The organism is Vibrio sp. R10-SG3-ISO10, assembly GCF_059834185.1.
Window position 1 is genome coordinate 20,913 of sequence record NZ_JCBDHG010000024.1, and the last position, 26,089, is coordinate 47,001.

Annotated in this window: 29 protein-coding genes and 9 tRNA genes; 7 read left to right on the forward strand and 31 right to left on the reverse strand. The window is 45.7% G+C overall.

The features are described from left to right. Positions 1–115: 115 nt before the first annotated feature. A complete protein-coding gene (locus AC6R16_RS19730; protein WP_004748583.1) occupies positions 116–856 on the forward strand; it encodes a 1-acylglycerol-3-phosphate O-acyltransferase in 741 nt (246 codons plus the stop codon). 59 nt (positions 857–915) lie between these two features. Here AC6R16_RS19730 and AC6R16_RS19735 read toward each other — a convergent pair whose 3' ends face one another. From AC6R16_RS19735 to mutY, 15 genes are all read right to left on the reverse strand, one after another. Beyond that, complete coding sequence (locus AC6R16_RS19735) at positions 916–1,647, reverse strand: oxygen-binding di-iron domain-containing protein (RefSeq protein ID WP_500675491.1); 732 nt, start codon at positions 1,645–1,647, stop codon at positions 916–918. A gap of 9 nt (positions 1,648–1,656) precedes the next feature. Beyond that, the gene (locus AC6R16_RS19740; protein ID WP_500675492.1) at positions 1,657–2,256 is read right to left on the reverse strand and encodes a chemotaxis protein; all 600 of its coding nucleotides are present in this window, start codon (positions 2,254–2,256) and stop codon (positions 1,657–1,659) included. Between the two features lie 260 nt (positions 2,257–2,516). Beyond that, positions 2,517–2,592: transfer RNA gene (locus AC6R16_RS19745), tRNA-Asn, on the reverse strand. Between the two features lie 36 nt (positions 2,593–2,628). After that, positions 2,629–2,704, reverse strand: a tRNA-Thr gene (locus AC6R16_RS19750). A gap of 10 nt (positions 2,705–2,714) precedes the next feature. After that, positions 2,715–2,790: transfer RNA gene (locus tag AC6R16_RS19755), tRNA-Asn, on the reverse strand. A gap of 21 nt (positions 2,791–2,811) precedes the next feature. Continuing rightward, a tRNA-Thr gene (locus AC6R16_RS19760) sits at positions 2,812–2,887 on the reverse strand. Positions 2,888–2,941: 54 nt separating this feature from the next. Then, positions 2,942–3,017, reverse strand: a tRNA-Phe gene (locus AC6R16_RS19765). A gap of 221 nt (positions 3,018–3,238) precedes the next feature. Then, positions 3,239–4,864, reverse strand: coding sequence for a methyl-accepting chemotaxis protein (locus AC6R16_RS19770; protein WP_500675493.1), 1,626 nt, complete (start codon positions 4,862–4,864; stop codon positions 3,239–3,241). Between the two features lie 326 nt (positions 4,865–5,190). Continuing rightward, positions 5,191–5,266 (reverse strand) — tRNA-Asn (locus AC6R16_RS19775). Between the two features lie 55 nt (positions 5,267–5,321). Continuing rightward, positions 5,322–5,397 (reverse strand) — tRNA-Phe (locus tag AC6R16_RS19780). 7 nt (positions 5,398–5,404) lie between these two features. After that, positions 5,405–5,480 (reverse strand) — tRNA-Thr (locus tag AC6R16_RS19785). Between the two features lie 56 nt (positions 5,481–5,536). Next, positions 5,537–5,612, reverse strand: a tRNA-Phe gene (locus tag AC6R16_RS19790). Between the two features lie 103 nt (positions 5,613–5,715). Further along, positions 5,716–6,852 (reverse strand): membrane-bound lytic murein transglycosylase MltC, encoded by a 1,137-nt coding sequence (mltC, locus tag AC6R16_RS19795; protein ID WP_004742500.1) that lies wholly within the window; start codon positions 6,850–6,852, stop codon positions 5,716–5,718. Positions 6,853–6,921: 69 nt separating this feature from the next. After that, positions 6,922–7,194, reverse strand: coding sequence for an oxidative damage protection protein (locus AC6R16_RS19800; protein ID WP_004742501.1), 273 nt, complete (start codon positions 7,192–7,194; stop codon positions 6,922–6,924). Positions 7,195–7,213: 19 nt separating this feature from the next. Further along, a complete protein-coding gene (gene mutY, locus AC6R16_RS19805) occupies positions 7,214–8,269 on the reverse strand; it encodes an A/G-specific adenine glycosylase (RefSeq protein WP_500675494.1) in 1,056 nt (351 codons plus the stop codon). A 189-nt stretch (positions 8,270–8,458) separates the two neighbouring features. Between mutY and trmB the strand changes: the two genes are divergently transcribed. Next, positions 8,459–9,178, forward strand: coding sequence for a tRNA (guanosine(46)-N7)-methyltransferase TrmB (trmB, locus tag AC6R16_RS19810; protein ID WP_239826820.1), 720 nt, complete (start codon positions 8,459–8,461; stop codon positions 9,176–9,178). A 135-nt stretch (positions 9,179–9,313) separates the two neighbouring features. After that, positions 9,314–10,234 carry a glutaminase B gene (glsB, locus tag AC6R16_RS19815; protein ID WP_500675495.1) on the forward strand — a complete coding sequence of 307 codons (921 nt, stop codon included), beginning with the start codon at positions 9,314–9,316 and terminating at the stop codon, positions 10,232–10,234. A 282-nt stretch (positions 10,235–10,516) separates the two neighbouring features. Here glsB and hemW read toward each other — a convergent pair whose 3' ends face one another. From hemW to AC6R16_RS19850, 7 genes are read right to left on the reverse strand one after another with little or no spacing between them, the layout of a single operon-like run. Then, positions 10,517–11,692 (reverse strand): radical SAM family heme chaperone HemW, encoded by a 1,176-nt coding sequence (hemW, locus tag AC6R16_RS19820; protein WP_500675496.1) that lies wholly within the window; start codon positions 11,690–11,692, stop codon positions 10,517–10,519. An 18-nt stretch (positions 11,693–11,710) separates the two neighbouring features. After that, positions 11,711–12,316: an XTP/dITP diphosphatase gene (locus tag AC6R16_RS19825; RefSeq protein WP_500675497.1), complete on the reverse strand. Its 606-nt coding sequence runs from the start codon at positions 12,314–12,316 to the stop codon at positions 11,711–11,713. Between the two features lie 34 nt (positions 12,317–12,350). Next, the gene (locus AC6R16_RS19830) at positions 12,351–12,782 is read right to left on the reverse strand and encodes a DUF4426 domain-containing protein (RefSeq protein WP_049845523.1); all 432 of its coding nucleotides are present in this window, start codon (positions 12,780–12,782) and stop codon (positions 12,351–12,353) included. A gap of 53 nt (positions 12,783–12,835) precedes the next feature. Then, complete coding sequence (gene yggU, locus AC6R16_RS19835; RefSeq protein ID WP_004742508.1) at positions 12,836–13,126, reverse strand: DUF167 family protein YggU; 291 nt, start codon at positions 13,124–13,126, stop codon at positions 12,836–12,838. Continuing rightward, a complete protein-coding gene (locus AC6R16_RS19840; RefSeq protein ID WP_004742509.1) occupies positions 13,126–13,683 on the reverse strand; it encodes a YggT family protein in 558 nt (185 codons plus the stop codon). Before AC6R16_RS19840 ends, yggU begins: the two co-directional genes overlap by 1 nt. Before the next feature lie 39 nt (positions 13,684–13,722). Then, a complete protein-coding gene (proC, locus tag AC6R16_RS19845; protein WP_500675498.1) occupies positions 13,723–14,541 on the reverse strand; it encodes a pyrroline-5-carboxylate reductase in 819 nt (272 codons plus the stop codon). A 25-nt stretch (positions 14,542–14,566) separates the two neighbouring features. Further along, a complete protein-coding gene (locus AC6R16_RS19850; protein WP_500675499.1) occupies positions 14,567–15,283 on the reverse strand; it encodes a YggS family pyridoxal phosphate-dependent enzyme in 717 nt (238 codons plus the stop codon). A 25-nt stretch (positions 15,284–15,308) separates the two neighbouring features. Here AC6R16_RS19850 and AC6R16_RS19855 point away from each other — a divergent pair, with 25 nt between their 5' ends. After that, positions 15,309–16,346, forward strand: coding sequence for a type IV pilus twitching motility protein PilT (locus tag AC6R16_RS19855; RefSeq protein ID WP_004742512.1), 1,038 nt, complete (start codon positions 15,309–15,311; stop codon positions 16,344–16,346). 16 nt (positions 16,347–16,362) lie between these two features. Next, positions 16,363–17,469 (forward strand): PilT/PilU family type 4a pilus ATPase, encoded by a 1,107-nt coding sequence (locus tag AC6R16_RS19860; RefSeq protein ID WP_500675500.1) that lies wholly within the window; start codon positions 16,363–16,365, stop codon positions 17,467–17,469. 88 nt (positions 17,470–17,557) lie between these two features. On the opposite strand, the gene AC6R16_RS19865 is transcribed toward AC6R16_RS19860, so the two are convergent. The 3 genes from AC6R16_RS19865 to AC6R16_RS19875 are packed head-to-tail and all read right to left on the reverse strand — an operon-like array spanning position 17,558 to position 20,470. Further along, complete coding sequence (locus AC6R16_RS19865; protein ID WP_004742514.1) at positions 17,558–17,713, reverse strand: FeoB-associated Cys-rich membrane protein; 156 nt, start codon at positions 17,711–17,713, stop codon at positions 17,558–17,560. 2 nt (positions 17,714–17,715) lie between these two features. Further along, positions 17,716–20,217, reverse strand: a complete 2,502-nt coding sequence (gene feoB, locus AC6R16_RS19870; RefSeq protein ID WP_500675501.1) for a ferrous iron transport protein B — start codon at positions 20,215–20,217, stop codon at positions 17,716–17,718. Positions 20,218–20,239: 22 nt separating this feature from the next. Then, positions 20,240–20,470, reverse strand: a complete 231-nt coding sequence (locus AC6R16_RS19875) for a FeoA family protein (protein ID WP_500675502.1) — start codon at positions 20,468–20,470, stop codon at positions 20,240–20,242. 218 nt (positions 20,471–20,688) lie between these two features. Here AC6R16_RS19875 and AC6R16_RS19880 point away from each other — a divergent pair, with 218 nt between their 5' ends. Beyond that, on the forward strand, positions 20,689–21,000 hold the full coding sequence (locus AC6R16_RS19880; protein ID WP_494505482.1) for a hypothetical protein: 312 nt from the start codon (positions 20,689–20,691) through the stop codon (positions 20,998–21,000). A 25-nt stretch (positions 21,001–21,025) separates the two neighbouring features. Then, positions 21,026–21,811 carry a DUF4198 domain-containing protein gene (locus AC6R16_RS19885; RefSeq protein WP_171326114.1) on the forward strand — a complete coding sequence of 262 codons (786 nt, stop codon included), beginning with the start codon at positions 21,026–21,028 and terminating at the stop codon, positions 21,809–21,811. A gap of 68 nt (positions 21,812–21,879) precedes the next feature. Here the strand turns inward: AC6R16_RS19885 and ruvX are convergent, their stop codons facing one another. From ruvX to AC6R16_RS19915, 6 genes are all read right to left on the reverse strand, one after another. Further along, on the reverse strand, positions 21,880–22,305 hold the full coding sequence (gene ruvX, locus AC6R16_RS19890; protein ID WP_045957217.1) for a Holliday junction resolvase RuvX: 426 nt from the start codon (positions 22,303–22,305) through the stop codon (positions 21,880–21,882). Positions 22,306–22,323: 18 nt separating this feature from the next. After that, on the reverse strand, positions 22,324–22,887 hold the full coding sequence (locus AC6R16_RS19895; protein ID WP_004742520.1) for a YqgE/AlgH family protein: 564 nt from the start codon (positions 22,885–22,887) through the stop codon (positions 22,324–22,326). 52 nt (positions 22,888–22,939) lie between these two features. Then, complete coding sequence (gshB, locus tag AC6R16_RS19900; protein WP_239826808.1) at positions 22,940–23,887, reverse strand: glutathione synthase; 948 nt, start codon at positions 23,885–23,887, stop codon at positions 22,940–22,942. A gap of 13 nt (positions 23,888–23,900) precedes the next feature. Further along, a complete protein-coding gene (gene rsmE / locus AC6R16_RS19905) occupies positions 23,901–24,632 on the reverse strand; it encodes a 16S rRNA (uracil(1498)-N(3))-methyltransferase (RefSeq protein ID WP_500639190.1) in 732 nt (243 codons plus the stop codon). 117 nt (positions 24,633–24,749) lie between these two features. Continuing rightward, positions 24,750–25,451, reverse strand: coding sequence for an endonuclease (locus AC6R16_RS19910; RefSeq protein WP_500639191.1), 702 nt, complete (start codon positions 25,449–25,451; stop codon positions 24,750–24,752). Positions 25,452–25,528: 77 nt separating this feature from the next. Further along, the gene (locus AC6R16_RS19915; protein ID WP_500639192.1) at positions 25,529–26,026 is read right to left on the reverse strand and encodes a SprT family zinc-dependent metalloprotease; all 498 of its coding nucleotides are present in this window, start codon (positions 26,024–26,026) and stop codon (positions 25,529–25,531) included. Positions 26,027–26,089 lie beyond the last annotated feature (63 nt).

Here is a 26,089-nt window from a genome sequence, read left to right on the forward strand (position 1 = left end):
AGATAGAATCAGCTAACGCTTGTAAGCCGAAACGCGAGTTTCGGCTTTTTTATGAATGATAGATCAGTTAGAGTCTGCTCAACTGATAAATGACTCTCTATTTTGGAGAACCACAATGATTGCACTATTACGTGTATTGGCTGTTGCGATATTTGCAATTGTGATGTTTATTTTTGGCTGTGGCTATTGCTTACTGAGCCCACGTAATCCAAAGCACGTGTTTACCTTTGGTCGTCTATTCGGAAAAATGTCGAGAGTGTTCGGTATTAAGCTTGAACTGCGCATTCCTGAAGACGCTTATAAACGTGGTCAGCATATCTATATCGCCAACCACCAGAACAACTGGGATTTGTTTACTGTCTCATCAGCGGTAACACCGAAAGTTGTGACAGTAGGTAAAAAGAGCCTAGCTTGGATGCCGCTGTTTGGTCAGTTGTACTGGCTAACGGGGAACATTCTTATCGACCGTGCTAACCGTTCTAAAGCAAAAGGGACGATCGATCAGGTAGTCGATAGCCTCAACAACAGTGACGTATCTGTTTGGATGTTCCCAGAAGGGACTCGTTCGCGAGGCCGTGGTCTACTACCTTTCAAAACAGGTGCTTTCCATGCAGCTATTGGCGCTAAGCTACCAATCATTCCTATTGTATGTAGCTCGACAGGTGGTGTTAAACTCAACCGTTGGAACAATGGCCACGTTATTATTGAAATGTTGCCTCCAGTACAAGTAGAAGATTACGGCAAAGAGAATGTTCGTGAACTCGCGAATACATGTCGTGAGCAGATGAAAGCTAAGCTAGAGTCGCTTGATAAAGAGGTCGCTATGCTAAACCAACAGCAAGGTGTGAAAGCCTAGCCTAGAGCAAGCGAATAGAGAGCCAGTCCAGAGTGACTGGCTTTTTTGTGTCTCATCGTCTACACCGCAATGCCCACATCGAGCTCATCAAGCCAAGCTAAGAAGCACTGGACATTATCACCTTTAAAAATCCCACCGTGCTGCGGACAAATCATATCGATATCAAGGTGTCGCACTCGTTCAATCCAAGCGCTCTTGGCCTTATTTGATGGCATCCAACGTCGATGGAAGTACTCCATCTTTGGAATATGAGCTTCAAAGTCTTCGACAAACAAGGGCGCATTGGGCACATCGAGCGCCGCCCCAATATCCCCCGACATTAAAATCTTGGCTTTACGATCATAGACGGAGAAATTCCCTGATGAGTGCATGTAGTGCGCGGGAATAAACTCGATGTCTATGTCAGCAAGAGATAAGCGCCCACCTTCATCTTTGATTGGTGAAAACGAGATAGACTCCATACCAAAGTGACGGATAAAGCCTTCCCATAGCCAAGGAGAGTATAAGGTTGCGCTTGGCAAAGCTTTATCCCATAAGCCGAGAGAGGAGATGATGTCCGGATCTTGGTGAGAAGCGAATAAATACTTAATTTGATCCGTCGGTACTTCCTTGACGACGCTGCTGAGCATGGAAGAAAACATCTCTATACCACCGGGATCAAGCAGAATCGCTTGTTGTTTGTTGACGATCATATATTGATTGGTATCGATGATCTTTTCCGGTTTATGAGGATCGCGGGCAAACATGATCCAACGGTGTTCATCATCTCTAAATAAGACTTTAGATTGCATAGTATTCCTTTACTCGAACAACGAGAATAATTTGAGGGATTGCAGAACATGGCTACGGATAGCTTCCGCAGACTCTTGGACACTGTCGGCGATAGAGTTCAGTTGCCCTTTAAAACGCTCTTCCACTTGTGAGGCTTCAACGCTTAGCAAGGTTGAAATAATTAAGGCAACTCTCAGCTCGCTATGGAGCGTATTAAGAAGTGTGCTGAGTTCTTTAGAGTCTTGGACAAAGGTCTGACTGAGCTGCTCTGCTTCTTCAAAACATCGAGAGCGGGTAGTATCAAGGCTATGAAGGTAAGCCGCCCCTTGTGAGCGCGCATAGACGGTTTCAAAATGATTCAGAACAGTACGAGAGCGCGCTTCAGCGGTGGCTATCTTGCTGAGCCTCTGCGCCTTTAGATTGATGCTGCTAGAAGCATTGAGAGTAAGGCGTACAAGTTCGTCAATGGAATCAGTGATAGGGTGGAAACCAGCCGCACTTTCCCCAGCACGTAAAGCCAAGGCGCGGGCATTGCTTGCAACAAGCTGGAGCTGTTTCGCAATAAGTACACCACGATTAAGTTCTGCAGAGATCTCCGCAGCAATGACAAACAGTTGCTTCCTAGCCATGATATTTCCTTATAAATATTATGGAGTAAATATAGGAAGCTAAGATGGCTTTTTCCAATGTGCTTAAGGAATTACCGACAATGGGGTAGGTGAGGGAGGGCTGACAACAAAAAGCTTCATCTTGCGATGAGGCTTTTTCTAATATGGTTCCCCCTGCCGGGACTCAATGCGGGCGGCTAGCTCTGAGACATTTACTTGGTACAAGTAAGTCGCAGTTAAAAACGAAAAAAGCCAAGTCTTTCGACTTGGCTTCTTGAAAGTGGCTCCCCCTGCGGGACTCGAACCTGCGACATACGGATTAACAGTCCGCCGTTCTACCAACTGAACTAAGGGGGAATTATGCTTTAAGAACGAATTCTTAAAGATAATAAATGGTGCCGACTACCGGAATCGAACTGGTGACCTACTGATTACAAGTCAGTTGCTCTACCTACTGAGCTAAGTCGGCACACTAAAAGTGGCTCCTCCTGCTGGGCTCGAACCAGCGACCTGCGGATTAACAGTCCGTCGCTCTACCAACTGAGCTAAGGAGGAATTGTCCATTAGGAAAAGAAATGGTGCCGACTACCGGAATCGAACTGGTGACCTACTGATTACAAGTCAGTTGCTCTACCTACTGAGCTAAGTCGGCGCACGTTATTTCTTTTCTTGTTGTTGTCTTGTTTAGACACCAACAAATAAATTGTGGTGCCCGGAGGCGGAATCGAACCACCGACACGAGGATTTTCAATCCTCTGCTCTACCGACTGAGCTATCCGGGCGACGAGGTGTATTAAACGGCTTTTCGTGCTTTAGGTCAACATTAAAATGCAAAAAAAATATCGTTTGTTGTTTTTCTATACTTAATGGGCTGTTTTTATCCATTTTGGATATTAAATGTATAGAGGACAACAGGCGTTATACGCTCTAATAGGTGAAATAGTCCAGTTTAGACAACAAAAAAGCACGCGAAGAGGCGTGCTTTTTGCTACTCCAAGCGGAATTAGTGCTTAACAGTAAACTTGCTAACCCAGTTTTCTAGCTCATTCGCTAATCTTGCTAGGCTTTGAGTGCTGTTATGACTCTCAGTAACGACGCCACTTAACTGGTTGCCGCTCTCTTCAATCATGTTGATTCGTTGAGAAATATCATCACTCACTTGAGTCTGCTCTGCCGCCGCAGTGGCAATTTGCTGACTCATCTGGGTAATAGACTCTAGAGCGACAACGATTTGCTGCAATGCCTCAGAAGCATTTTGCGACTCTTGAACAGTGCTTTCACTGGTTTCTGCACAGACTTCCATAGTCTGGATTGCGTTGCGTGAGCCTTCTTGCAGGTTGCTAATCATCTGCTGAATTTCTTTGGTGCTGTCTTGGGTTCGACCCGCTAGGTTACGAACCTCATCGGCAACCACTGCGAAACCACGGCCTTGCTCACCAGCGCGGGCTGCTTCGATAGCCGCATTAAGCGCTAGCAGGTTAGTTTGCTCGGCAATATCACCAATAACATCGAGAACCTTAACGATATTGTTTACATCGTTATCTAGATCTGCCACCGCTTGGCTCGCTGTACCTAATTGAGTGGCTAACCCTTGAATATTATCGACAGTATTATGAATCAGGTGCTGAGTATGTTGGCTCTGTTTGTCAGCTTCATCGGTGTTTCTTGCAGTATCACTGGCTGAATCGGCAACATTGCTTGCTGAAGAGGCCATTTCTGTCATTGCTGTAGCGATCATTGCAGTAGATTGTTGCTGAGAATCAGTTAGCTGCGCAATACTTCCCGCGCGATCTTCTACGCTCGCCAACTCGCTGCGTAAATCATGCATAGAACTTTCAAGATTACCTACTAGCTGAGCTAAAGACTGGCTCATCTGCTGAACCGCTTGGTAAATACTGCCATCATCTGCTTGATTTTCAAACGTTGTCTGGATGTTGCCTTTCGCGACTTCTTGAACCGCTCGGCGCACTTCTTGTGGCTCGCCACCAAGAAGAGTGAGCATGCGGCGGATTGACACAATTAATGTGGCTAAGATAGCGCCCGCAATACCCAAACAGAGCACTAGCTGCCATTGCGCCGTAGACCAGAAGCGAGCATTGACTTCATTAAAGCCGATACCTGTGCCTACCACCCAACCCCAATGAGGTGTTTTCTCCGCGATAGACAGTTTCTCTTCGATGCTGCCATCTGGTTGTTTCTGCGTCCAAGTATACTCAACCATCTGTCCAGTTTTGCGCCCTAGTACGTCGAGAATGAGTTGCCCAACGCTGTTGCCGTCGCCATCTTTGAAGTCATGGAAACTCGTTCCATGAAGCTGCGGATCAAGAGGGGTGGCCACAAAGGTCATCTTCTCATCGGCAACGTAAACATACTCATTGTCTTTGTAGATGTTGTTGCGCAGTAAGCGTGTTGCTAGTGCTTTAGCTTGTTGCTCTTCAAGCGTACCGTCGATCGCCATCTGTTCGACTTCAGTAAGGATACTGTAGGCGCTGCGGAACAATTCTGTTACGCGAGCCTTGTTGTCTAAGTTACTTGCCACGCGAAGAGTCCAGAGACCTGTTGCGGTTAACGCAAGCAAGGCGATCAAGATAATTCCTGATAATAAATAAGCTTGTGTCTTAAGTTTCATAAAAATTGCTCATCAATAGGTCGATTTCGAACGAAAACGAAGTTGGTGTCTTATTGTAATATTCTTGTCATCTTATTTGAGATGCTCTAAACCTAATAGCAGACTGAGTTCAAACTATGATTTAGATTAAATTTTTAGCGTGAAATAAGTCGTTTTTTACGACAGCACAAGCATAAACTCGACGTAGGTGGCAATTTTAATAGTAAGAGAATTGAGTAGAACGACAAGCCAAGGTGAAACAACGACGGTGAATCTTGGCAATGGGAAATGAATACTTTGGGGGATATACGAAAAAAGCCAAGTCTTTCGACTTGGCTTCTAGAAAGTGGCTCCCCCTGCGGGACTCGAACCTGCGACATACGGATTAACAGTCCGCCGTTCTACCAACTGAACTAAGGGGGAATTATTTGTGTTAACAACAGGTCTTTAAGACCACTATTTGTTAAGCACCAAATAATGGTGCCTCGAGGCGGAATCGAACCACCGACACGAGGATTTTCAATCCTCTGCTCTACCGACTGAGCTATCGAGGCAAAAGAATGGTGCCGACTACCGGAATCGAACTGGTGACCTACTGATTACAAGTCAGTTGCTCTACCTACTGAGCTAAGTCGGCACACTAATATTCTTTTTGCTAACTTATTGATGTCTTAGACACCAACAATCAAATTGTGGTGCCCGGAGGCGGAATCGAACCACCGACACGAGGATTTTCAATCCTCTGCTCTACCGACTGAGCTATCCGGGCGACGGAGCGCTATTAAACGGATTTTCGGTCTTGCCGTCAACTTGTTTTTAGAAAAAAATTCAAAAAAGTGGTTGAGTGCCGATTATTTAGGCGTTTTTGATGATTATGTTTTGCCTGAGTTAAAATCCTTTTTGAATTTGGTAACTTTTTCGAGATAACGACGTGCTTCCGCATTAGGGTGCTTTTTGGTTAATGCCCAATAAACTTGATTGGGTTGCAGGGAGTTAAGATCGCGCATTGCACGTTTACGGTCATTGCGATTGAAGGTATTGAGTACCCCACCTGTGCCTCCGTTGTAAGCAGAAATCATGCTGTACTCCAAAGAAAGTGGGTGGCTGACATCCTTTAGGTAGCGATTTTTGAGAATATAGAAATAGGCGGTACCTGTATCGATATTGTTCTCTGGATTAAACAGGTATTCCGGTGAAGGTTGCCCCGATTTTTTCTTTACTAACTTGAAGACGTCTTTTCCGGCTGTTTTTGGCACGACTTGCATCAAGCCATACGCATTCGCCCAGCTAACCGCATATGGATTGAAGCTACTTTCTGTTTTGATGATTGCGTAGATCAGGTCTTCTGGGATGTCATATTTACGTGAAGCGCGCTGAACAATGTCGGCGTATTTGTAACTACGGATCTCAAATTGCTCTTCGACCATCGGAATTTCAACGTAATACGCTTTCTTAAAGTCGACATTTTTCACTTTTAGCTTATTAGCGATCAGATAATCAGCGAAACGATTGGCGCGCCAAGACCATTGAATTGCCTTTTTGTCTTGATCGACCACTTGTCGGTAGAGAAAAGGTTGTCCTTCAAGTTTGACGTCTTTGGAAGAAAACAGATCGACGTTAGCGGGATCATCAGGAGTGAGAAGAGTGGTAACGATCGCGTTTTTAAGATGTCTCTTTGGGTCAGTCGGAGAGACGGTTTCTATAGTAATTAAGCCTTTATCAAAGTTGACTTCGGAGCGGCTAAGATAGTTATCGATGTACTTTACGTAATTGCTTTTGCCAGCAAATTTAATTTCGCCTCGTCCCCAGCGTTTTTCAATGTTGCCAGAAAAGCTGCTGATGAGCGCATCGAGAGCTGCAGTATCTTTCTGAAATTGCCCCGGTAGCTCTGCAAGGTTCTTTGCAAATCTATTGGTCGGTTCGTAATTGACATCATAAAGGCTTTCAACAAACTCGCGGCTACAGCCTGTCAGTGTCACTGCAATTAAAAAGTATGCTAACTTTCTCATAACTCTCCTAAAAAAATGACATCACTGCGGGCAATGATGTCATTTCTCTGTTTCAACTTGGGCTATTCGTTACTCGCTTGGTGGAGTGTAGCCTTCGATATGAACGTCTTTACCTTCAAACAGGAAGTTAACCATTTCGGTTTCGATCAACTTGCGGTGCTCAGGATCCATCATGTTGAGCTTCTTTTCATTGATCAACATGGTCTGCTTGTGTTGCCACTCAGCCCAAGCTTGTTTTGAAATGTTATCAAAAATACGTTTGCCTAGCTCGCCTGGATAAAGTTGGAAATCTAATCCATCGGCTTCTTTTTGTAGTCGAGCACAAAATACAGTGCGGCTCATAACGACTCCTTAACAATAATTAGCTTTGAAGTTCGAATGGTAAGCTTTCCAGTAACTGTTTTACTGGTGCGGCTAAGCCAATCTCTTCAGGTTGCGATAAGTTATACCAAAGACCTTTGCTTCCTTCCATTATCACATGAGGTTGCTTTGATAGGTCTACCAAAATTGGTGTGATATCGAGGTGGTAATGGCTAAAGGTATGGCGAAAGGCAATCAGCTGAGTTTGCTGCTCAATCATTTTCGAAGACACTCCTCGAATATCAAGCTGATGCGCAAGCTCTGCATCTGGATTTTCAGGGAAGCAGAACAAACCACCCCAAATACCGGATTGAGGGCGCTGTTCTAGCCAAACTTGCCCTTGGTAGTGCAGCATGACAAACCAAGTTTCTTTTATTGGCTTGTCTTTCTTAGGTTTTTTACTCGGATAATCGAGTGGGTTACCTTGCTTATTAGCGATGCAATAAGATTCAACCGGGCACAATGTACATTTTGGTTTGCTGCGCGTGCAGACCATCGCCCCCATATCCATCATGGCTTGGTTATACTTATCGACATCGACATCCGGTGTGTGTTCTTCGGCGTATTGCCAAAGTTGATTTTCGACCTTCTTTTGCCCTGGCCAGCCTTCGATGGCAAAACTTCGCGCAAGGGTTCTTTTGACGTTGCCATCTAAAATAGCATGAGGCTGTTTGTAAACCGATGATAGGACAGCCGCAGCGGTCGAGCGGCCGATTCCCGGCAAGGCATTCATCTTCTCGATATCTAATGGAAAATGACCATCATATTCTTGCGCGACAATTTTGGCGGCTTTGTGCAGGTTTCTAGCACGAGCGTAATAACCTAAACCTGTCCAGAGGTGAAGAACCTCATCTTGCTCTGCATTGGCAAGATCAACAACGGTCGGAAAGCGCTCTAGAAACCGTTGGTAATAGGGAATCACGGTCGCAACCTGAGTTTGCTGCAACATGATTTCTGATAGCCATACGCTATAAGCAGTTTTATCCTGCTGCCAAGGTAGGCTCTTACGTCCATAGTTTTCGTACCAATCTAAGATGGCACTGGCAAATGGGGTCACGATATGCTCAATATTATAGTTGTGTAATTAAACAAAATTGCATCATAAGTTGAGGGTAAAGTACAACCGATAAAGAGTAAGGATATAAGCGAACCAAGCTGAAATTCGCTAAAAAACTTGCACCGATAGCAATTCTTTGGATAATCACAATCCCTTTGAGGCGAGACCAATTTTTAAACAGGCAAAATCATGAGTGAAGTGACCACTAACGAGTACAACGAAGACGGTAAACTGATACGCAAAGTTCGCAGCTTTGTTCGACGCGAAGGTCGTTTGACCAAGGGTCAAGAAAACGCGATGAATGAGTGCTGGCCGACGATGGGTATTGATTACCAAGAACAGCTTCTTGATTGGAAAGAAGTGTTTGGTAATGACAACCCTGTCGTTCTAGAAATTGGTTTTGGCATGGGCGCGTCGCTAGTAGAAATGGCGAAAAACGCTCCTGAGAAGAACTTCATCGGTATTGAAGTGCATAGTCCAGGCGTTGGTGCATGTCTTTCAGATGCGCGTGACGCAGGCATTACTAACCTGCGCGTAATGTGTCACGATGCGGTAGAAGTTTTCGCTAACATGATTCCTGACAGCAGCTTAGCGACTCTACAGCTATTCTTCCCAGACCCATGGCACAAAAAGCGTCACCACAAGCGTCGTATCGTTCAGTTAGACTTTGCTGAGATGGTTCGTCAGAAGCTTATCGAAGGTGAAGGTATCTTCCACATGGCAACAGACTGGGAGAACTACGCTGAGCATATGATTGAAGTGATGAACGAAGCGCCGGGATACGAAAATATTGCAGAACAAGGCGATTTTGTACCTCGTCCAGATGAGCGCCCGCTAACAAAATTTGAAGCACGTGGTCACCGTTTAGGTCATGGCGTTTGGGATATTAAGTTTAAACGCGTAAAATAACCAAAACGAATGCAATGACTGCTTTCTGAAGACGAGAGCAGCGCATCGAATAGAATTTAAAAGCCAACATGCCTATGTTGGCTTTTTTGACCCTACAAGAAAATAATAATAACTGATTGATTTTTAAGGTTGCTGATGAAACCGACACAACAAATATTACAAGAGATTCTAGAAGAGGTTCGCCCACTTATCGGTCAAGGTAAGGTTGCTAACTACATTCCTGCTTTGGCGAAAGTACCAGCTTCAAAATTTGGTATTGCTGTTTTTACCAATCAAGGTGAAGTGATCAAAGCGGGCGATGCGGATGAAGCTTTTTCTATTCAGTCAATCTCTAAGGCGCTTAGCCTGACGCTAGCGATGTGTTTGTATAAACCTGAAGAGATTTGGGCTCGTGTTGGTAAAGAGCCTTCAGGCCAAGCATTTAACTCTCTTATTCAGCTTGAAATGGAGCAGGGCATTCCACGCAATCCGTTTATCAATGCCGGAGCCATTGTGGTGGCGGATTTGCTCAATAGCCGCTTGTCGGCTCCTCGCCAGCGTTTATTGGAGTTTGTTCGCCAGTTGTCTGGTGATACTCACATCTGTTACGACAAGGTTGTGGCTGCCTCAGAGATGATGCACAGCGACCGCAATGCGGCAATTGCCTATCTAATGCGCTCGTTTGGTAACTTTGAAAATGAAGTCATCCCTGTACTAAACAACTATTTCCACGCGTGTGCACTTAAGATGAGCTGTGTCGATTTGGCGAAAACCTTTAGCTACCTTGCTAACAAAGGAACTTCAGTTCAAACCGGAAAGCCAGTGATTACACCAACGCAAACCAAGCAGCTGAATGCTTTGCTCGCGACCTGTGGTCTATACGATGGTGCAGGTGAGTTTGCCTACCGAGTGGGCATGCCAGGTAAATCGGGTGTCGGTGGCGGCATTATGGCCGTTGTTCCCGGCGAAATGACGATTGCTGTTTGGTCACCAGAACTGGATCCATCAGGAAACTCTTTAGCAGGAACCAAAGCGCTAGAACTGTTAGCAGAGCGTATTGGGCGCTCGATTTTTTAGAGGTTTGAAGAACGCTTTGCTCCGAGATCGGGCTGCGCCCGCGAGAATCGGGAACGGGCTTCGCCCTTCGAGAGAATCTCCGTGTTATTAATCGGTCATTCCATAGAGTGACGAAGGAGCGAGTAGGGAATCTCATTAAAAGTTCGATTCGCTTCAAGAGATCCCCAACTCACTCGTTCCTCGTTCTTGGGGATGACAAAAAATAAAGGGCTAGCGCAAAACGCCAACCCTTCAAACTCTTCCGCTCTCCATAGGACGAAGTCCGCGCACCCTATTTACGCTCTACTCTTCCACCATAAACGCTTCTAACAAGTCATTGAGGAACAGTTTGCCTTTCTCGGTGATCTGCCAGTGGGTCTCACTCTCGTAGATGTAGCCCATCTCAATAGCCCAGTCTATGGTCTCTTGAATGGCTGCAAAGCCAAGCCCTGTCGTATCTAAGAAGTCTTGTTTTGGGCATGCTTCTATCAGGCGGAAGCGATTCATAAAGAACTCGAAAGGGCGATCCTCATAAGCGACTTCTTGCTCGCTGTTGAGATAAGGCTTAACCATATTATCGTACGCGGCAAGATAGCCCTTAGGGTGCTTAATCTTGGTAGTACGTACAATGCGACCATCCGCAAAGCTTATCTTACCGTGCGAGCCACAACCAATCCCGAGGTAGTCACCAAAACGCCAGTAGTTGAGATTATGCTGACATTGATAACCGGGCTTGCTGTAGCCAGATATCTCGTACTGCACATAGCCTGCGTCAGCTAACTTTTTATGCCCTAACTCAAAGATATCCCACAAATCATCGTCGTCAGGCAAAGTTGGCTGCTTGTAGTAGAACATGGTGTTTGGCTCGATCGTCAACTGATACCAAGATAAGTGTGGGGGATCGAGTTCGATCGCCTTTTCCAGATCGCTTAGTGCTTGACCGACAGACTGATCCGGTAAGCCATGCATAAGATCGAGGTTGAAGCTGTTGAGGCCAATTTTATGGGCAAGCTTAGCTGCATTTACCGCTTCATCTTGACCGTGAATGCGGCCAAGCCTTTCTAGTTTCTGCTGCTCAAAACTTTGTACACCAACAGATATTCGAGTCACCCCCGCCTTTTGGTAGCCAGCAAAACGCTCTGCTTCTATGGTTCCGGGGTTGGCTTCCATTGTGATTTCGATGTCTGACTTGAATGGAATTCGTGCCTCGATACCTTGCAACAAGTCTGCGATCCCTTGGGCTGAAATCAGACTTGGCGTTCCGCCACCAATAAAAATCGAGTGCAGTTGGCGCTGATTGTCTGCAATCTGGTAGCGCTCAATATCTGCATCTAAATCTTGTAGCAGGGCCGCAATGTACTCTTGCTCTGGAATATCTGCTTTGAGCGCGTGCGAGTTAAAGTCGCAATAAGGGCACTTTTGTACACACCACGGGATGTGTACATAAAGACTCAGTGCTGGTGGAATTAACTGATTCATAGTGGTGAAAAAGATGACCTAGACCGCTTGCTCAGATAGCGTCGCAAAAAGCTGTTTCAATGCTTTGCCGCGGTGCGAAAGCTGCTTTTTACGTGCAGGTACTAGCTCTGCTGAAGCGCAATTATCTTCAGGCACAAAGAATACAGGGTCGTAGCCAAAGCCATTCTCGCCGTGTGCTTTAGTTAAGATACGGCCTTCCCATTTACCGTGACAGACGATTGGGGTTGGGTCGTGCTCATGACGCATCAGCACTAGCACGCAGTGAAAGCGAGCAGTGCGTTGTTCTTCTGGGACATCTTTCATTGCTTCAAGCAGTTTTTCTAGGTTCTGCTGATCACTCGCATCTTCACCTGCATAACGAGCCGAGTAAATACCAGGAGCACCCTTGAGAAAATCAACTTCGAGACCGGAATCATCGGCGATAGCGGCAAGCCCAGTTTCTTTAGCAGCATGACGCGCTTTGATGATAGCGTTTTCAATGAATGTTGTTCCTGTCTCTGCTACTTCAGACACATTGAACTCGCTTTGAGCAACAACATCAAAACCAAAGTCAGACAGTAAATCCGCCATTTCGCGAACTTTGCCTTGGTTACCGGTCGCTAGAACAATCTTATTGCTTTTCATCGTATCGCCTTGTCTATTTCTCGACTGTCGATTTCTATTCTTCGACATAAAATTTTTGGGTGAACTTTAATGCCCCTGCGCCTTTATTACCAGCGCTAACGTCAATGTTGAAGGTGAGTCGCTCTTCGTCTGAGATCGGAAACTCAGCAAGATAGTAAATAGCACTGCCTTCTTTCACTTCGCGGAAGCTGAGTTCGCGCGTTTGACCAATCAGGTTTTTTGCGCTGCCAGAAAGCTCTGCGGTGATCGCAGGTTTGCCCACTTGAGAGTTATCTAACACGCTTATATTGAGAATAGCTGAGTAACCGTTACGCTTGAGTTTGTAGCTGCGCGCGACTTGAGGGGTTAAAAAGGTTGAGTTAAAGGCTGAATAATGTACTTCAACATCTTTAATGGTTTTAAACTGACCTGCCCATGCAGGTAGGGCTAAGGCTGTAGCAAGAATAAGAGTGATCCATTGTTTCATAATGCTTCCTTTGTATTGGGCGTGTGCTCTAGATGAACACAAATAAAAAGCCATCACAGGATGGCTTCTATCTCGTTAGGTATTTGGGATGGAGAGCTGATTCGGACTTGTTTATGTCTGCCCAGCTCGCCTTTTTCTATTGTTATTAATCCCTTTGCCACCTTAAATTGCTTGGCGAGATACTTACTCAGATGAGCGTTGGCTTTACCATCGACAGGAGGCGCTGTAATCGCTATTTTCAGCTCCTCGCCGTGTTGACCTACAATCTTATCTCGACTTGCTTTCGGCTGAATATAGAGCCGAATAACAAGGTCTTCACCATCAAACCAAGCTGCTTGTGACATTATAGTTGGAACCAGATAGGGCCGATCAGGTCACCCATCAAGAAATTGGCAAACTGTAGCGCAATAAACAGCACCAGTACGCTTAGGTCAAAGCCACCCATCGCAGGAATAATACGACGAATCGGCGCTAGCATAGGCTCTGTTAGCTGATGGAAAACATACTCAATCGGGCTACGGCCTTGGCTCACCCAGCTTAGAATTGCGCGGATTAATAGCACCCAGAACAATAAGCCGCCTGCTGCTTTAGCCAATGACAATAGGCCTAAGAATAGGAAGTCAGCACTGAATGAAACGGAGCCATTTGAAGCGACTAGAATAAGCGCGACAAATTTAAGCACACAAAGCACATAGGCAAATAGCAGAGTCGCTAAATCAAGGCTGCCGACAGAAGGGATTACACGACGTAGCGGTGCAATCACTGGTTGAGTAGCCTTGACGATAAATTGCGAAAACGGGTTATAGAAGTCTGCACGGGCAGCTTGTAACCAAATACGTAAGATCACCACCATGATGTAGAGATCAAACAGGGTGGAAATCAGAAAACTCATTGAATTCATAGGTTACCCTTATTGTCTAGAGACTATTGCTCTGGTCATTTAAAATAATTTTTCCATCTCTTCAGCGCGTGAAACCGCGGCTTGCATCGCTTTGGCTACTATATCTGAAAGTTGATGTTGGTTGAATGTTCGCAGCGCTTCTGCGGTGGTGCCACCTTTTGAAGTCACGTTCTCACGCAGGGTTGAAAGTTCAGTATCGGGATTACCTTCAACCATGCTAGCAGCGCCAAGAGCCGATTGTTGTACCAGCAAGCGAGCCGTTTGTTTATCAAAACCTTGAGCGATGGCTTCAGCTTGCATTGCTTCCATAAACAAGAAGAAATACGCAGGTGCGCTGCCGGCCGCCGCAATAATATTGTTGATGCCAGATTCATGTTCAACCCAGCATACTTTGCCGCATGATTCCATTAGCGCAGCGGCGAAGGTTTTGTCTTGCTGCGATACTTTTTCTGGCGCATAAAGGCCACTCATACCTAGTCCGAGTTGCGAAGGCGTGTTCGGCATGACGCGTACAAGGTTAAGTTCACAATCAAGCATTTGGTCAAAGCGAGCACTTTGAATACCAGCAGCAATGGAAATCACCAGTTTTTGTGACCAATTGATGTCTTGCAGTGGTTTACACACTTCTTCCATCATTTGAGGTTTTACCGACAGTACGACAACGTCTGCTTGCTGCGCAGCTAGGGTGTTGTCATCGGTGGTACGAATTCCAAACTCTTGCTCTAAAGGCACTCGGCGTGTCTCTGACGGCGCAGTCGCTGTAATGAGCTCCGCTGGATAACCATCAGCCACTAAGCCCGACACTATGGCTTTAACCATGTTTCCTGCGCCGATAAAGGCAATTTTCTTATGTTCCATTACTGTTGTGATCCTTGTGAACCGCTTACGCTTTGTTACTGTAATCTCGTGCGCCAAATATCGCTGTGCCGATACGTACCATAGTACTGCCAGCTTCAATTGCTGCTTGCATATCGCCGCTCATCCCCATTGATAAGGTATCGATGTTTTGCTCTGGAAAACGCTGCGCAAGCTTCTCTTTGAGTTGAGCTAGCTGAGTAAAGGCGTCTAGCTGAGAGGCATAGTCTGAGACGTTAGCCGGAATTGACATCAATCCTCTTAAAGTGAGGTTGGGCAGGCTAGAAATCAACTCTGCTAGCTCAAAGATTTCATCATCATTGATGCCTGACTTCGAATCTTCACCACTGGTGTTAACTTGGATTAGCACTTGTATTGGTGCCATACCATCTGGCCTTTGTTCGTTGAGGCGCTTAGCAATCTTGGCTCTATCAACGGTATGAACCCAAGCAAAGCTCTCAGCAACATGGCGTGATTTATTCGACTGAATTGGACCGATAAAGTGCCACTCAAGCTCTAACTGTGGATGGTGCTCGGCAAAATACTCGACTTTGTTTGCGCCTTCCTGCACATAGTTCTCGCCAAAAGAGACTTGCCCGGCTTGAGCTGCCTCTAAAATTGCCTCGACTGGCTTAGTTTTACTGACTGCCAGAAGTTGCACTGTGTCTCGACCGCGTCCACACTTTTGTTGTGCGCCCTCAATCTGTGAGGTGATCTGTTCAATATTTTGTTGAATACTAGTCATAGCAGATTTTACTTAAGGATTTTAAATGGATATCGCCGAATTACTGGATTTTAGTGTAAAGCATAATGCTTCAGATCTACATCTTTCTGCCGGAGTATCTCCAATGGTACGGATAGATGGTGAAGTAAGAAAGCTTGGCGTACCTGCTTTTAGCCATGCAGATGTGCATCGTTTAGTATTCGAAATTATGAATGATGGTCAACGCAGTGAATTTGAAGAGCGCCTTGAGGTCGACTTTTCTTTTGAGCTGCCGAATGTTGGTCGCTTCCGTGTTAATGCATTTAACCAAGCGCGTGGTTGCGCAGCGGTATTTCGTACCATCCCGACCGAGATTCCGACCTTAGAGCAATTGTCAGCCCCGCAAATCTTCGAAAGCATCTCCAATATGGAAAAAGGCTTGGTACTGGTGACGGGCCCTACAGGCTCGGGTAAGTCCACTACTTTGGCGGCGATGGTTGACCATATCAACCGCAACCACAATAAACATATTCTGACGATTGAAGACCCAATTGAATTTGTTCATAGCAATAATAAGTGCTTAATCAACCAACGCGAAGTCCACCGAGATACCCATAGCTTTAATAATGCGCTGCGCAGTGCATTGCGTGAAGATCCAGACGTGATCTTAGTGGGCGAGTTGCGTGACCAAGAGACAATCAGCCTAGCACTGACAGCAGCAGAAACCGGGCACTTGGTGTTTGGTACTTTGCATACCAGTTCAGCGGCAAAAACCATCGACCGTATTATCGATGTTTTCCCGGGGAGTGATAAGGACATGGTTCGCTCTATGCTTTCTGAGTCATTACGCGCAGTTATTGCACAAAAGCTGCTGAAGCGAATTGGCGGTGGCCGGACCGCGTGCCATGAGATCATGATGGCCACACCGGCAATCCGTAACTTGATCCGTGAAGACAAGGTTGCTCAGATGTTTTCTGTGATTCAAACCGGTGCGGCACATGGCATGCAAACCATGGAGCAAAATGCCAAGCAGTTGATTGCACAAGGTCTTGTTGATCAAGATGAAGTAGCGAAGAAGATCGAACTTGAAACTTCAATGTTCTAGTTAGGCGGAAAGAGTTATGGATATTGATGTTTTTTTGCAACAGATGATCGACCAGAATGCGTCTGATCTTTACATCACAGTTGATGCGCCAATTCTTTACCGTGTCGATGGAGAGCTGCGTGCACACGGGGACAAACTATCGCACGCTGTTGTGAGCTCTTTGTTGGATGGGATTATGGATCATGATCGCCAACACGAGTTTCATTCGAGCAAGGAAGCGAACTTTGCCATTGTGCGTCACTTTGGTCGATTCCGTGTCTCTGCATTTTATCAGCGCGAATTGCCCGGGGCGGTGATTCGCCGAATTGAAACCAAGATACCGACCTTTGATGAGCTTAAGTTACCGGATGTTTTGCAAGACTTATCGATTGCGAAACGGGGTTTGGTGCTGGTGGTTGGAGCGACGGGTTCGGGTAAGTCAACAACCATGGCTGCAATGACTGGGTTTCGTAATAGTCAGCGGACAGGGCATATTTTGACGGTGGAAGACCCGATAGAGTTTGTTCATGAGCATCAGCGTTGTATTGTGACGCAACGTGAGGTGGGGTTAGATACCGAAAGCTATGAAGTGGCGTTGAAGAACTCACTGCGCCAAGCTCCAGATATGATCTTAATAGGTGAGATTCGTACACGTGAGACGATGGAATACGCGATGACCTTTGCTGAAACTGGGCATTTGTGTATGGCAACCCTTCATGCAAACAATGCCAACCAAGCGTTAGAGCGTATCCTCCATCTGGTGCCTAAGGAACAAAAAGAGCAGTTTCTATTTGATTTATCGATGAACCTACGTGGTGTGATAGGTCAGCAACTTATTCGAGATAAAAATGGTCAAGGTCGGCACGGCGTGTTTGAAGTTTTACTCAACAGCCCACGCGTGTCGGATCTGATCCGTCGTGGCGAGCTGCATGAGCTCAAAGCGACCATGGCTAAATCGAAAGAGGTTGGCATGCAAACCTTTGATCAGGCGCTTTATCAGCTGGTAGTTGAAGACAAGATCAGTGAAGAAGATGCCATGCACAGTGCGGATTCAGCTAATGATTTACGCCTAATGCTTAAAACACAACGTGGTGATGTATCTAGCTCAGGATCACTCAGTGGCGTGAAGATTGATATGGACTAGTCTTCTAGCCTCTAGCGATTACTATTTTTAACTCTGTGATATTAAAATAAAACCCAGCCGTACTGGCTGGGTTTTCTCGTTTAAGTTGTTACTTCTTTTTAGTTTGAGAGGCGCAGTCACCGCCACATCCATTGCCACAACTACCTTTCTTTTTCACCAAACGGAAGTAGAGGTAACCCACGGCGATGGCGACAACGACCACTAGGGTTAGGATGTCCCACATTTCTACGTTTTGTTGATACATGGCTATTTCTCAATCATCTGAATTGGGATCGGTTTACCCTGCTTTTTCTGTTGTGCACTATCGCGTATACCTACCATAAGTAATGCCAATAGAGCGGAGAAGTAAGTCAGCGACATGACTTGAATGCCACTGAGTGCGAAGCGAGTCCCAATGGTGTACACCGCTGTTGCAACAGTAAAGCCGAGTAAAGTGGGTAAGAAAATCGATAGCAGCAGCCATCTGTACTGACCCGTTTGGACCTTAATCATCATCACGGTCGCTAGGCAAGGCGGGTATAGAATGAAGAACAGAATAAGTGCCACTGCCGCAACCTCACCATGGCCCGCCAGTTCATCTGATTCTGCCATTCGTTGCTCAAGCTTTTGATTACTGTCCTCTTCTGGTTGGAACAGCACCCCTAAGGTTGCGACACTGCTTTCGCGCGCTGCAAAGGAAGAGAACAGCGCGACGTTGATTTTCCAATCAAAGCCAGCAAATTGCGTCACAGGTTCAATGGAGCGACCAAAACTACCCAGTAAGGAAGCTTCTAAGCGTCGCTCTTTCATTTCGCGACGAATTTTCTTACGTTCGGAAGCAAGCTTGCGCAGTGGTTTGTTAAGCTTCTTGGCATCTTTATCACCCTTACGAGCAGTAATCGCAAAGTAGAGCTCATTGCTAGCTTGAAAATCGGCGTTTACCTTCTGCGAGGCTTGTGCGCCTTTGGCATTCAGTTTTGCTTGACGATAGTCGGTGTAGAAGTTGACCAGATCCGTCAAAGTCTGTTGATTAAAAGCATCAGCATATTGCGTTTTGTTGGCTGCTTTTTGGAATTGAGCCACTGCTTTTTCTGCGCGTAGTTGATAATCATTGAGCTCCTGTTGAGGAATACCCGGGAACTGGAGCAGAACGAAGATGACGGTTGAAACCGCAAGCACTATGGTCCCGACTTTGCGAACGTACATCCAAGTTCGCTCCATAGCACGAGTCACGACACTGCGAGCTGTAGGCAGGTTGTAGCGCGGCAGTTCCATGACAAATGGTGCTTGTTCAGTACGTCGCAGCACCGATTTCGTCAGTAGTTTAGCGACCAGTAGGGCGGCAATAATAGAAATTGTTGAAATATAAAATGTCATCAACGACTTATCTTCAACAAAGAAGATCCCGAGCAGTAGTGTATACAGGGGAACTTTAGCCAAACAGTTCATATAAGGAACCGTTAAGATGGTCGCGATACGGGCTCGGTTATCCGGTATCCCTTTGGTTGCCATAACGCCGGGTACTGCGCACCCTCCGGCGAATACGCCGGCTAAAATCATCGGTAGGGTGCTTTGTCCATGGAGGCCGAATCGGTTCAAGACTCGATCAGAAATAAACGCGATTCGAGCCATATATCCCGAGTCTTCCAATATTGCGATTAGGGCAAAAAGGATCAAAAAGATCGGGATGTAGTTGAGTAGAGTGTTGGCTGAATCGACGATCCATAGCCCTAGTGAGCGAACATAAGGGTCGTGCAAGAAGCCCGCTTCGGGAAGTAAGCTTGCCACCAACTCACGAAATGCAGCAAGGTATGGCCACCAATAGTTGGTCAGCTCATAGCCGTAGACAATAGAGCTCTGGTAAATGATAGACACAGTGGCAATTAAGAACAGCGGGGCACCGAACTTGTTGAGAACCACCCTATCGATTTTGTCGGTGAGTGAAAGCTGATTACTTTGGTGTAGGGATTGAGTTGTGCAGCGCTGAATAATTGTTGATACACGCTGATGGCGCTGAGCTACGATATAATCGCTGACGGTCCCACTCAATGTCTGTGTAATTTTGTCTAAGTGTTGTTCAACTCTAGTACTTAGCTGCTTAAGCTGTGGCTCGGGCATCAAATCTTCTAACCACTTTCCGATGTGGCTATCACCTTCAAGTAGTCGTAGAGCAAGCCAGCGGTTACTGTAGGTCTGTGGCTCAATATAGGTATCTATCCACTGGGTTAAAGAGGTAAGCTCTGGCTCTAAGAGAGGATATTCAACAGGTGTTGAGCCAATTTGGGCCTCTACTAACGCAGTAGTGATGCCCTCTACGCCTTTACCTTTTCGGCCTATACATTCAACGACAGGGACGCCGAGTTCCTGACTTAAAGAGTGTGAGTCGATAGTAATTCCTTCGGCTTGTGCGACGTCCATCATGTTGAGCGCGAGGGCGAGTGGGAGTTCCATCTCAAGTAACTGCATGGTGAGATGTAAAGAGCGATTAAGGTTTGCGGAATCAACAACATTCAAGACCACATCTGCCGCTTCGTTTCGCAATGCGTCGCGAGCGACCCTTTCTTCAAGTGAAAAGCAGCTTAAGCTGTAGGTGCCTGGCAAATCGATGAGTTGATAGGCACCATTATCGTTAGAGAAGTATCCAGTTTTCTTGTCTACGGTCACTCCAGGGTAATTGGCGACATGCTGCCTTGCTCCTGTCAGCATGTTGAAAATGGTTGATTTTCCGGCATTTTGTTGGCCAGCTAATAATACTTTTTTCCGTTGCATTACTCTTCCTCACTACCAGCGCTTAATCTAAACGCACGATTACAGTGTCTGCTTCTGTTTTTCTGATCACGACGCTGGTGGCTCCGACGCGAAACTCTAGTGGGTCGCCTAGAGGTGCTTTACGCACAAATTCAATAGTGGTTTGTGGAATTAGTCCTAAATCGAGTAAGCGTTGACGAATCGCTCCACTGGACTGGTGAGCAGTGATAGTTGCATGCGCCTTAATGGGTAGTCGGCTTAGAGTGGTTTCCATAAACGTTATTTTTTATTAGTTTCATTTCAATATTGTAATTAAGGTGGCTGTTATTAAATCAAAAATAAACCTAAAAAACATGATTTAAATCAAAGAAGGTGAGTTTAAGAATTATTCTCACTTTCATTTAAAGGGTTAGATCGTTAGTCTTCACTCAATCAAGCTGAGAGTTAATCTCAATATTTGTCTATTTGCGTAAGCTTAAAGTGGAATTAACAATGAAAAAATCGACCCTGCTACTACTGATTAGTGCAGCTGTACCTAGCATGGCACTTGCACATACTCCTTTATTTTCCTGTTATGACTTCGGAGATAACACCATTCTTTGTGAAGGTGGCTTCTCCGATGGTTCCTCTGCTGCTGGTGTAGAGATCCTAGTTGTTGATGGTTCAGGTACAGAGTTAATCAAAACTGAAATTAACCAAGATGGTGAAATTGAATTTGATAAGCCTGAAGGCGCTTACAAAGTGCTGTTTAATGCAGGTCCAGGACACTCCATCGAAGTCGATGGCAAAGATATTGTTGAATAGTTATTGATATTTAGGGAAATAAAAAATGAAAAAGCTATCTTTAGCTGTTGGTATGGCAGCACTCTCTTTATCCGCAGTTTCTCAAGCACACTTTCAATTGATGTATACACCAACTTCTCAGCTTGAAAAACCAGCAACTGTCGACATGAAACTTGTGTTTGGTCACCCGATGGAAAATGGTCACGTGATGGACATGGGTCAACCAGAAGAGTTCTTTGTAAGCTTCAAAGGTGAAAAGACAGATCTACTAAAAGATTTGAAGAAAATCTCTTGGGCTGGACACGATAACAAAGCAGATGCATACAAGGTAGACTACAAAATCCGTCGTAACGGCGATTACATCTTTGGTCTAGTACCAGCACCTTATTATGAAGGTGGCGAAGACATTTATATCCAACAGATCACTAAACGCTACATCAACAAAGGTGCAATGCCAACAGGTTGGGAAGAGCCCCTAGGCCTTAAGACAGAAATCGTTCCTAAGAACAAGCCTTACCAAGTGTTTGCAGGCAGCACATTCACTGGTCAACTTCTATCTGAGGGTAAGCCAGCAGCTGGCGTTGAGTGTGAGATTGAATTCCTCAACACTGATATCGATACTAAAGCAAATGCGTTTGGTAAAGACACTCACCGTGCGACTCCAGCTTCTGCTATCGTTGCGATTACAGACGACAACGGTATGTTCACTTTCGGCATCCCAACAGCAGGCAAGTGGGGCTTCGCTTGTCTAGGTTCTGGTCCAGATACCGAGTTTAAAGGCAAAGAGCTATCGCAAGACGCTGTACTTTGGATTGAAGCTCAGGACTTATAGGCTTAGTTGAATGAAAAAGCTGGCATCGGTGCCAGCTTTTGTCGTTTTGCAAATAGTGGTGTAAGTGATTACTCACCCCATTGGGCTTCAAACCAACTTTCTAAAATGACTACCGCAGATTGGCAATCAACATTGCCTTTGCTCAAGGCTTTATAGCCGCCCATCTCGAACAGATCGGCGCGTGCTTCCATGGTAGATAGCCTTTCATCATGAAGTTCAACAGGCAGACCAAAACGTCCATGTAGGCGGTTGGCGAACTTTTTTGCTCTTGGCGTAATGGTTTCTAAATCTTTGCCATACAGATCGGTGGGTAAGCCAACAACCAGTAAATTGGGTTGCCACTCTTTAATCTGTTTCTCGATATCATCCCAGTTTGGAATGCCATCATTGGCTTTAAATGCTTTTAGTGGTGAAGCTGTGCCTGTGATCTCTTGCCCAATCGCACTACCAATGCTTTTGGTGCCGAAATCAAAGGCCATAATTGTTCTAGACATAAAAAGGTATCTTATTTGTTATGCGTGGCCGATATCACTTGAGAGCTGCGAGACGTCAATACCTAGCATTTGCACCGCTTTCTGCCAACGTTCATTGATTGGAGTATCGAACATCACGTTTGGATCCGCTTCTACGGTTAACCAAGAGTTTTCAGAGAGCTCAATTTCTAGCTGACCAGCTTCCCAGCCTGAATAACCTAAAGCGACGATATAGTGGTTTGGTTCAGCCTCTGTCCCAAGTACGCCAAGAATATCTTTAGAGGTGGTGACAGAGATGTTATCCGTCATCTTGATGCTCGATTCATATTCATCTTTAGGCTGATGAAGAATGAAACCGCGATCTTCAGAGACAGGGCCGCCGTTAAGCACTGGCTTGTCTAAACTCTCGGTCACAAGTTTCGGGTGAGAGGGCTCTACATCGACTCGTTCCAACATTTTACCTATGGTGATATCGATAGGAGCATTAATCATTAAACCCATCGCGCCATCTTCATTGTGCTCGCACACATAGATAACACTGCGCTGGAAGTAGGGATCTTTCATCCCCGGCATTGCCACTAAAAAATGGTTGGTTAAATTCATAAAGACTCCCACTTACAAAAGGAGGGCAACCAATAGCGTTGCCCAAATATGATTAGGCCTTTAAGCGGCGCTCAATGGCATCCATTAGCTTGCCTGTAATTGACACATCGAATGCAGCCTCGATTTCACGAATACATGTTGGGCTTGTTACATTGATTTCTGTCAGCTTGTCACCAATAACGTCGAGACCAACAAAGATCAGTCCTTTTTCTTTAAGTGTAGGCGCTACAGCCTCAGCGATCTTTTTATCTGTCTCACTAAGTGGCCGAGCTTCACCTGTACCACCTGCCGCTAAGTTACCGCGAGTTTCACCTTTGGCTGGAATTCGTGCTAAGCAGTAAGGCATTGGTTCGCCGTCAACGACAAGAATACGCTTGTCGCCGTTGCTGATATCAGGAACGAAAGTCTGTGCCATTGCGTAGTTTTGACCATGATTGGTCAAGGTTTCAATGATCACCGAAACGTTAGGATCGTTCTCTTTAACGCGGAAGATCGAAGCGCCACCCATGCCATCAAGAGGTTTTAGGATCACATCACCATGCTCTTCACGGAAAGCTTTAATCTTATCTGCTTTACGCGTCACAATCGTAGTCGGAGTGAGCTCAGGGAACCAAGCCGTGAATAGCTTTTCATTACAGTCACGTAGGCTTTGCGGCTTGTTGACGATCAATGTACCTTGCTCTTCAGCGCGCTCTAGAATGTATGTCGCGTAGATGTACTCAGTATCAAACGGAGGATCTTTACGCATCAATACGGCATCTAACTCAGACAGTTCAATAGTTTGCTCCGACTTGAACTCATACCAAGCGTTTGGATCTTCTTTTAGTTCAACAACTTTGGTATCTGCGATGGCTACACCTTGATCTAGATGTAGGTCGTGCATTTCCATGTAGTGAATTTCGTAGCCGCGGCGCTGCGCTTCAAGCATCATGGCAAAGCTAGAGTCTTTTTTGATGTTAATGGACGAGATTGGGTCCATTACGATACCTAATTTGATCATGTATTTTCTCCGTTTAACCAAGATCGCCGAAACGAACTTGCAAGGCTGTAATTGCAGTGAGAGCCGCTGTTTCTGTACGTAATACGCGCGGTCCAAGCAGCGTCTCTTCAAATTTGTATTCTTCAGTCATGCAGATTTCTTCTGCGGACAGCCCACCTTCAGGGCCAATCAACAGGCGCACTTTTTCAACAGGTGCGGGTAGGGTATTGATTGAGTATTTTGCGCGAGGGTGAAGATTGAGCTTCAAGCCGTCATACTCTTCAGCGCACCACTCTTCAAGCTGCATAATTGGGCGAATTTCAGGTACGGTGTTACGTCCGCATTGCTCGCAAGCACTAATAGCAATTTTTTGCCATTGAGCGAGTTTTTTTTCAAAACGCTTTTGATCAAGCTTAACGCCACAGCGTTCTGATATGAGAGGAGTAATGGTGTTTACACCCAGCTCAACAGATTTTTGAATGGTGAACTCCATTTTGTCACCGCGTGAAATGACTTGACCAAGATGTAGGTCGAGCGGTGATTCAGAGCTGCGTTCGATTCGTTCCGTGACGTCGACTTCTACTGATTTCTTCGACACATTCGCTATGGTTGCTGGAAACTCAGCCCCACTACCATCAAACAGTAAAATATCTTGTCCTTCCTTCATGCGCAGCACGCGGCCGATATGGCCAGCAGCGTCATCACTGAGCATCAAAGAGCCTAACTGAGAAATGGCTTCTGGGTGGTAAATTCGTGGGATTCGCATGGTGTCTCGATTTCCAACAAGAGATTTGAAGTTCTCTCTAACATGGATGCTTTAGGTTTAAAAAACAAGGGTTAGAAAGAGTTTCCAACTAATTACCAGAAACTCTTTTGAGCTAACTTATAACGCTTGGCAAGCTTGATACACAAATGGGTTGTGATTGCCTTGAATCTTGAAGATGCGTTGTTCACGCTCGCATTCCCAAAGGTCGACAGGGAACTGCTTATTCCATGCGTTCATTAACTGTGTTTGCTGCTTAGAGAGGCGAAAGCCATATTCTTGGCTCATGTACAGATAGGTACGGGCGATGGAACCCTTAGCGCGATCCGGTGGCATCACCTTGCGCTGCTTAAAATTGACCTGCATTTCACAGCGACCATAGCTTACGCCATCGACACCATGCCACTGACTGAAGTTGTAATTGGAACGGTCACCGTTAACTTCACCAATCGCAGGAGTCAGGTTATGTAAGTCAGCCTCCATCATACGGAAGGCTTTATCATTCTTGGTGCAGTTCTTACGTCCACCATTTTGCCAACATTGACGTTGGTGACCAAACTGCCAAGCCGGAACAACATGTTCCCATTCGATGCGTGATGCTCGTTTTTGCTGTTTACGTACCTGATAACCACACGATTCTAAGTCAGGTATTCCTTTGCGACCTTGCCATGAAATATTGCAGCCACAGTAAAAACTGGTTGGATGGTCAGCGTAAATCTTTACCGCTTCTTTTTTGGCTTTAGAGAAAGATGAAGGGGGCGCAGCAAGTACAGCAGTAGTGCACAACAAGCCGATAGCAGATAACCACAGAGATTTGTTCATGAATAAGTGTTAGAAAAGTAGTAATAACTACAGTTTAACACGCAAATCTAGCTATAAATTAATGATGCTTTACTTAATTATGACAGTTGCTTGCCGGTAAAGCTGAGTGGTTGTTGGCACTGCTGGCAACGGTAGCTTGCTTGATTACGTAGCACTTTGTTGTGACGACGAATGGATAACGGATAAGTGCTACAGCCACAGTCGTACTCAAAGGTTTTCCCTTGTACTGATGTTGTTTCGAAGCTGTGGGTGGTGCGGGCTGGCACGTTAAATACGGCTTCCATCACTCCTTGCCACTCTTTACCATGTGGTCGAACGCGGCCATAGACTTGGTAGGTAATCAGATGAGCAACTTCATGAGGAATAACTTCCGCTAAAAATGCTTGCTGGTTCTCTGTGAACAAAACAGGGTTGAGGCGAATCTCATTCAGCTGTAAATAGGCTTTACCTGCCGCTTTGCCGCGTAGATTGAAGCTCAATTGCGGGAGAGGAAATGAGCGCTTAAATGTTTGTGATGCGGTCTGGATACAGTCAGCCATGACCTTATTTGCTCGGTATTCAAGTTCCAAATCCAACGCACACCCCAAATAAAAACGCCTCTATAGTGAGAGGCGAATCATATACTGGTTCAGCTTAGA

Excerpts from the sequence above, each read along its gene's own strand:
- AC6R16_RS19730 (WP_004748583.1), top strand. The coding sequence starts at position 116 with ATGATTGCACTATTACGTGTATTGGCTGTTGCGATATTTGCAATTGTG.
- AC6R16_RS19875 (WP_500675502.1), bottom strand. The coding sequence starts at position 20,470 with ATGGAAACCACTCTAAGCCGACTACCCATTAAGGCGCATGCAACTATC.
- trmB (WP_239826820.1), top strand. The coding sequence starts at position 8,459 with ATGAGTGAAGTGACCACTAACGAGTACAACGAAGACGGTAAACTGATA.
- AC6R16_RS19840 (WP_004742509.1), bottom strand. The coding sequence starts at position 13,683 with ATGAATTCAATGAGTTTTCTGATTTCCACCCTGTTTGATCTCTACATC.
- AC6R16_RS19910 (WP_500639191.1), bottom strand. The coding sequence starts at position 25,451 with ATGAACAAATCTCTGTGGTTATCTGCTATCGGCTTGTTGTGCACTACT.
- AC6R16_RS19830 (WP_049845523.1), bottom strand. The coding sequence starts at position 12,782 with ATGAAACAATGGATCACTCTTATTCTTGCTACAGCCTTAGCCCTACCT.
- AC6R16_RS19735 (WP_500675491.1), bottom strand. The coding sequence starts at position 1,647 with ATGCAATCTAAAGTCTTATTTAGAGATGATGAACACCGTTGGATCATG.
- gshB (WP_239826808.1), bottom strand. The coding sequence starts at position 23,887 with ATGATCAAATTAGGTATCGTAATGGACCCAATCTCGTCCATTAACATC.
- glsB (WP_500675495.1), top strand. The coding sequence starts at position 9,314 with ATGAAACCGACACAACAAATATTACAAGAGATTCTAGAAGAGGTTCGC.
- AC6R16_RS19880 (WP_494505482.1), top strand. The coding sequence starts at position 20,689 with ATGAAAAAATCGACCCTGCTACTACTGATTAGTGCAGCTGTACCTAGC.
- yggU (WP_004742508.1), bottom strand. The coding sequence starts at position 13,126 with ATGTCACAAGCAGCTTGGTTTGATGGTGAAGACCTTGTTATTCGGCTC.
- AC6R16_RS19860 (WP_500675500.1), top strand. The coding sequence starts at position 16,363 with ATGGATATTGATGTTTTTTTGCAACAGATGATCGACCAGAATGCGTCT.
- mltC (WP_004742500.1), bottom strand. The coding sequence starts at position 6,852 with ATGAGAAAGTTAGCATACTTTTTAATTGCAGTGACACTGACAGGCTGT.
- AC6R16_RS19895 (WP_004742520.1), bottom strand. The coding sequence starts at position 22,887 with ATGAATTTAACCAACCATTTTTTAGTGGCAATGCCGGGGATGAAAGAT.
- hemW (WP_500675496.1), bottom strand. The coding sequence starts at position 11,692 with ATGAATCAGTTAATTCCACCAGCACTGAGTCTTTATGTACACATCCCG.
- feoB (WP_500675501.1), bottom strand. The coding sequence starts at position 20,217 with ATGCAACGGAAAAAAGTATTATTAGCTGGCCAACAAAATGCCGGAAAA.
- AC6R16_RS19770 (WP_500675493.1), bottom strand. The coding sequence starts at position 4,864 with ATGAAACTTAAGACACAAGCTTATTTATTATCAGGAATTATCTTGATC.
- AC6R16_RS19865 (WP_004742514.1), bottom strand. The coding sequence starts at position 17,713 with ATGTATCAACAAAACGTAGAAATGTGGGACATCCTAACCCTAGTGGTC.
- ruvX (WP_045957217.1), bottom strand. The coding sequence starts at position 22,305 with ATGTCTAGAACAATTATGGCCTTTGATTTCGGCACCAAAAGCATTGGT.
- AC6R16_RS19855 (WP_004742512.1), top strand. The coding sequence starts at position 15,309 with ATGGATATCGCCGAATTACTGGATTTTAGTGTAAAGCATAATGCTTCA.
- AC6R16_RS19825 (WP_500675497.1), bottom strand. The coding sequence starts at position 12,316 with ATGAAAAGCAATAAGATTGTTCTAGCGACCGGTAACCAAGGCAAAGTT.
- AC6R16_RS19850 (WP_500675499.1), bottom strand. The coding sequence starts at position 15,283 with ATGACTAGTATTCAACAAAATATTGAACAGATCACCTCACAGATTGAG.
- rsmE (WP_500639190.1), bottom strand. The coding sequence starts at position 24,632 with ATGCGAATCCCACGAATTTACCACCCAGAAGCCATTTCTCAGTTAGGC.
- AC6R16_RS19800 (WP_004742501.1), bottom strand. The coding sequence starts at position 7,194 with ATGAGCCGCACTGTATTTTGTGCTCGACTACAAAAAGAAGCCGATGGA.
- AC6R16_RS19885 (WP_171326114.1), top strand. The coding sequence starts at position 21,026 with ATGAAAAAGCTATCTTTAGCTGTTGGTATGGCAGCACTCTCTTTATCC.
- AC6R16_RS19740 (WP_500675492.1), bottom strand. The coding sequence starts at position 2,256 with ATGGCTAGGAAGCAACTGTTTGTCATTGCTGCGGAGATCTCTGCAGAA.
- proC (WP_500675498.1), bottom strand. The coding sequence starts at position 14,541 with ATGGAACATAAGAAAATTGCCTTTATCGGCGCAGGAAACATGGTTAAA.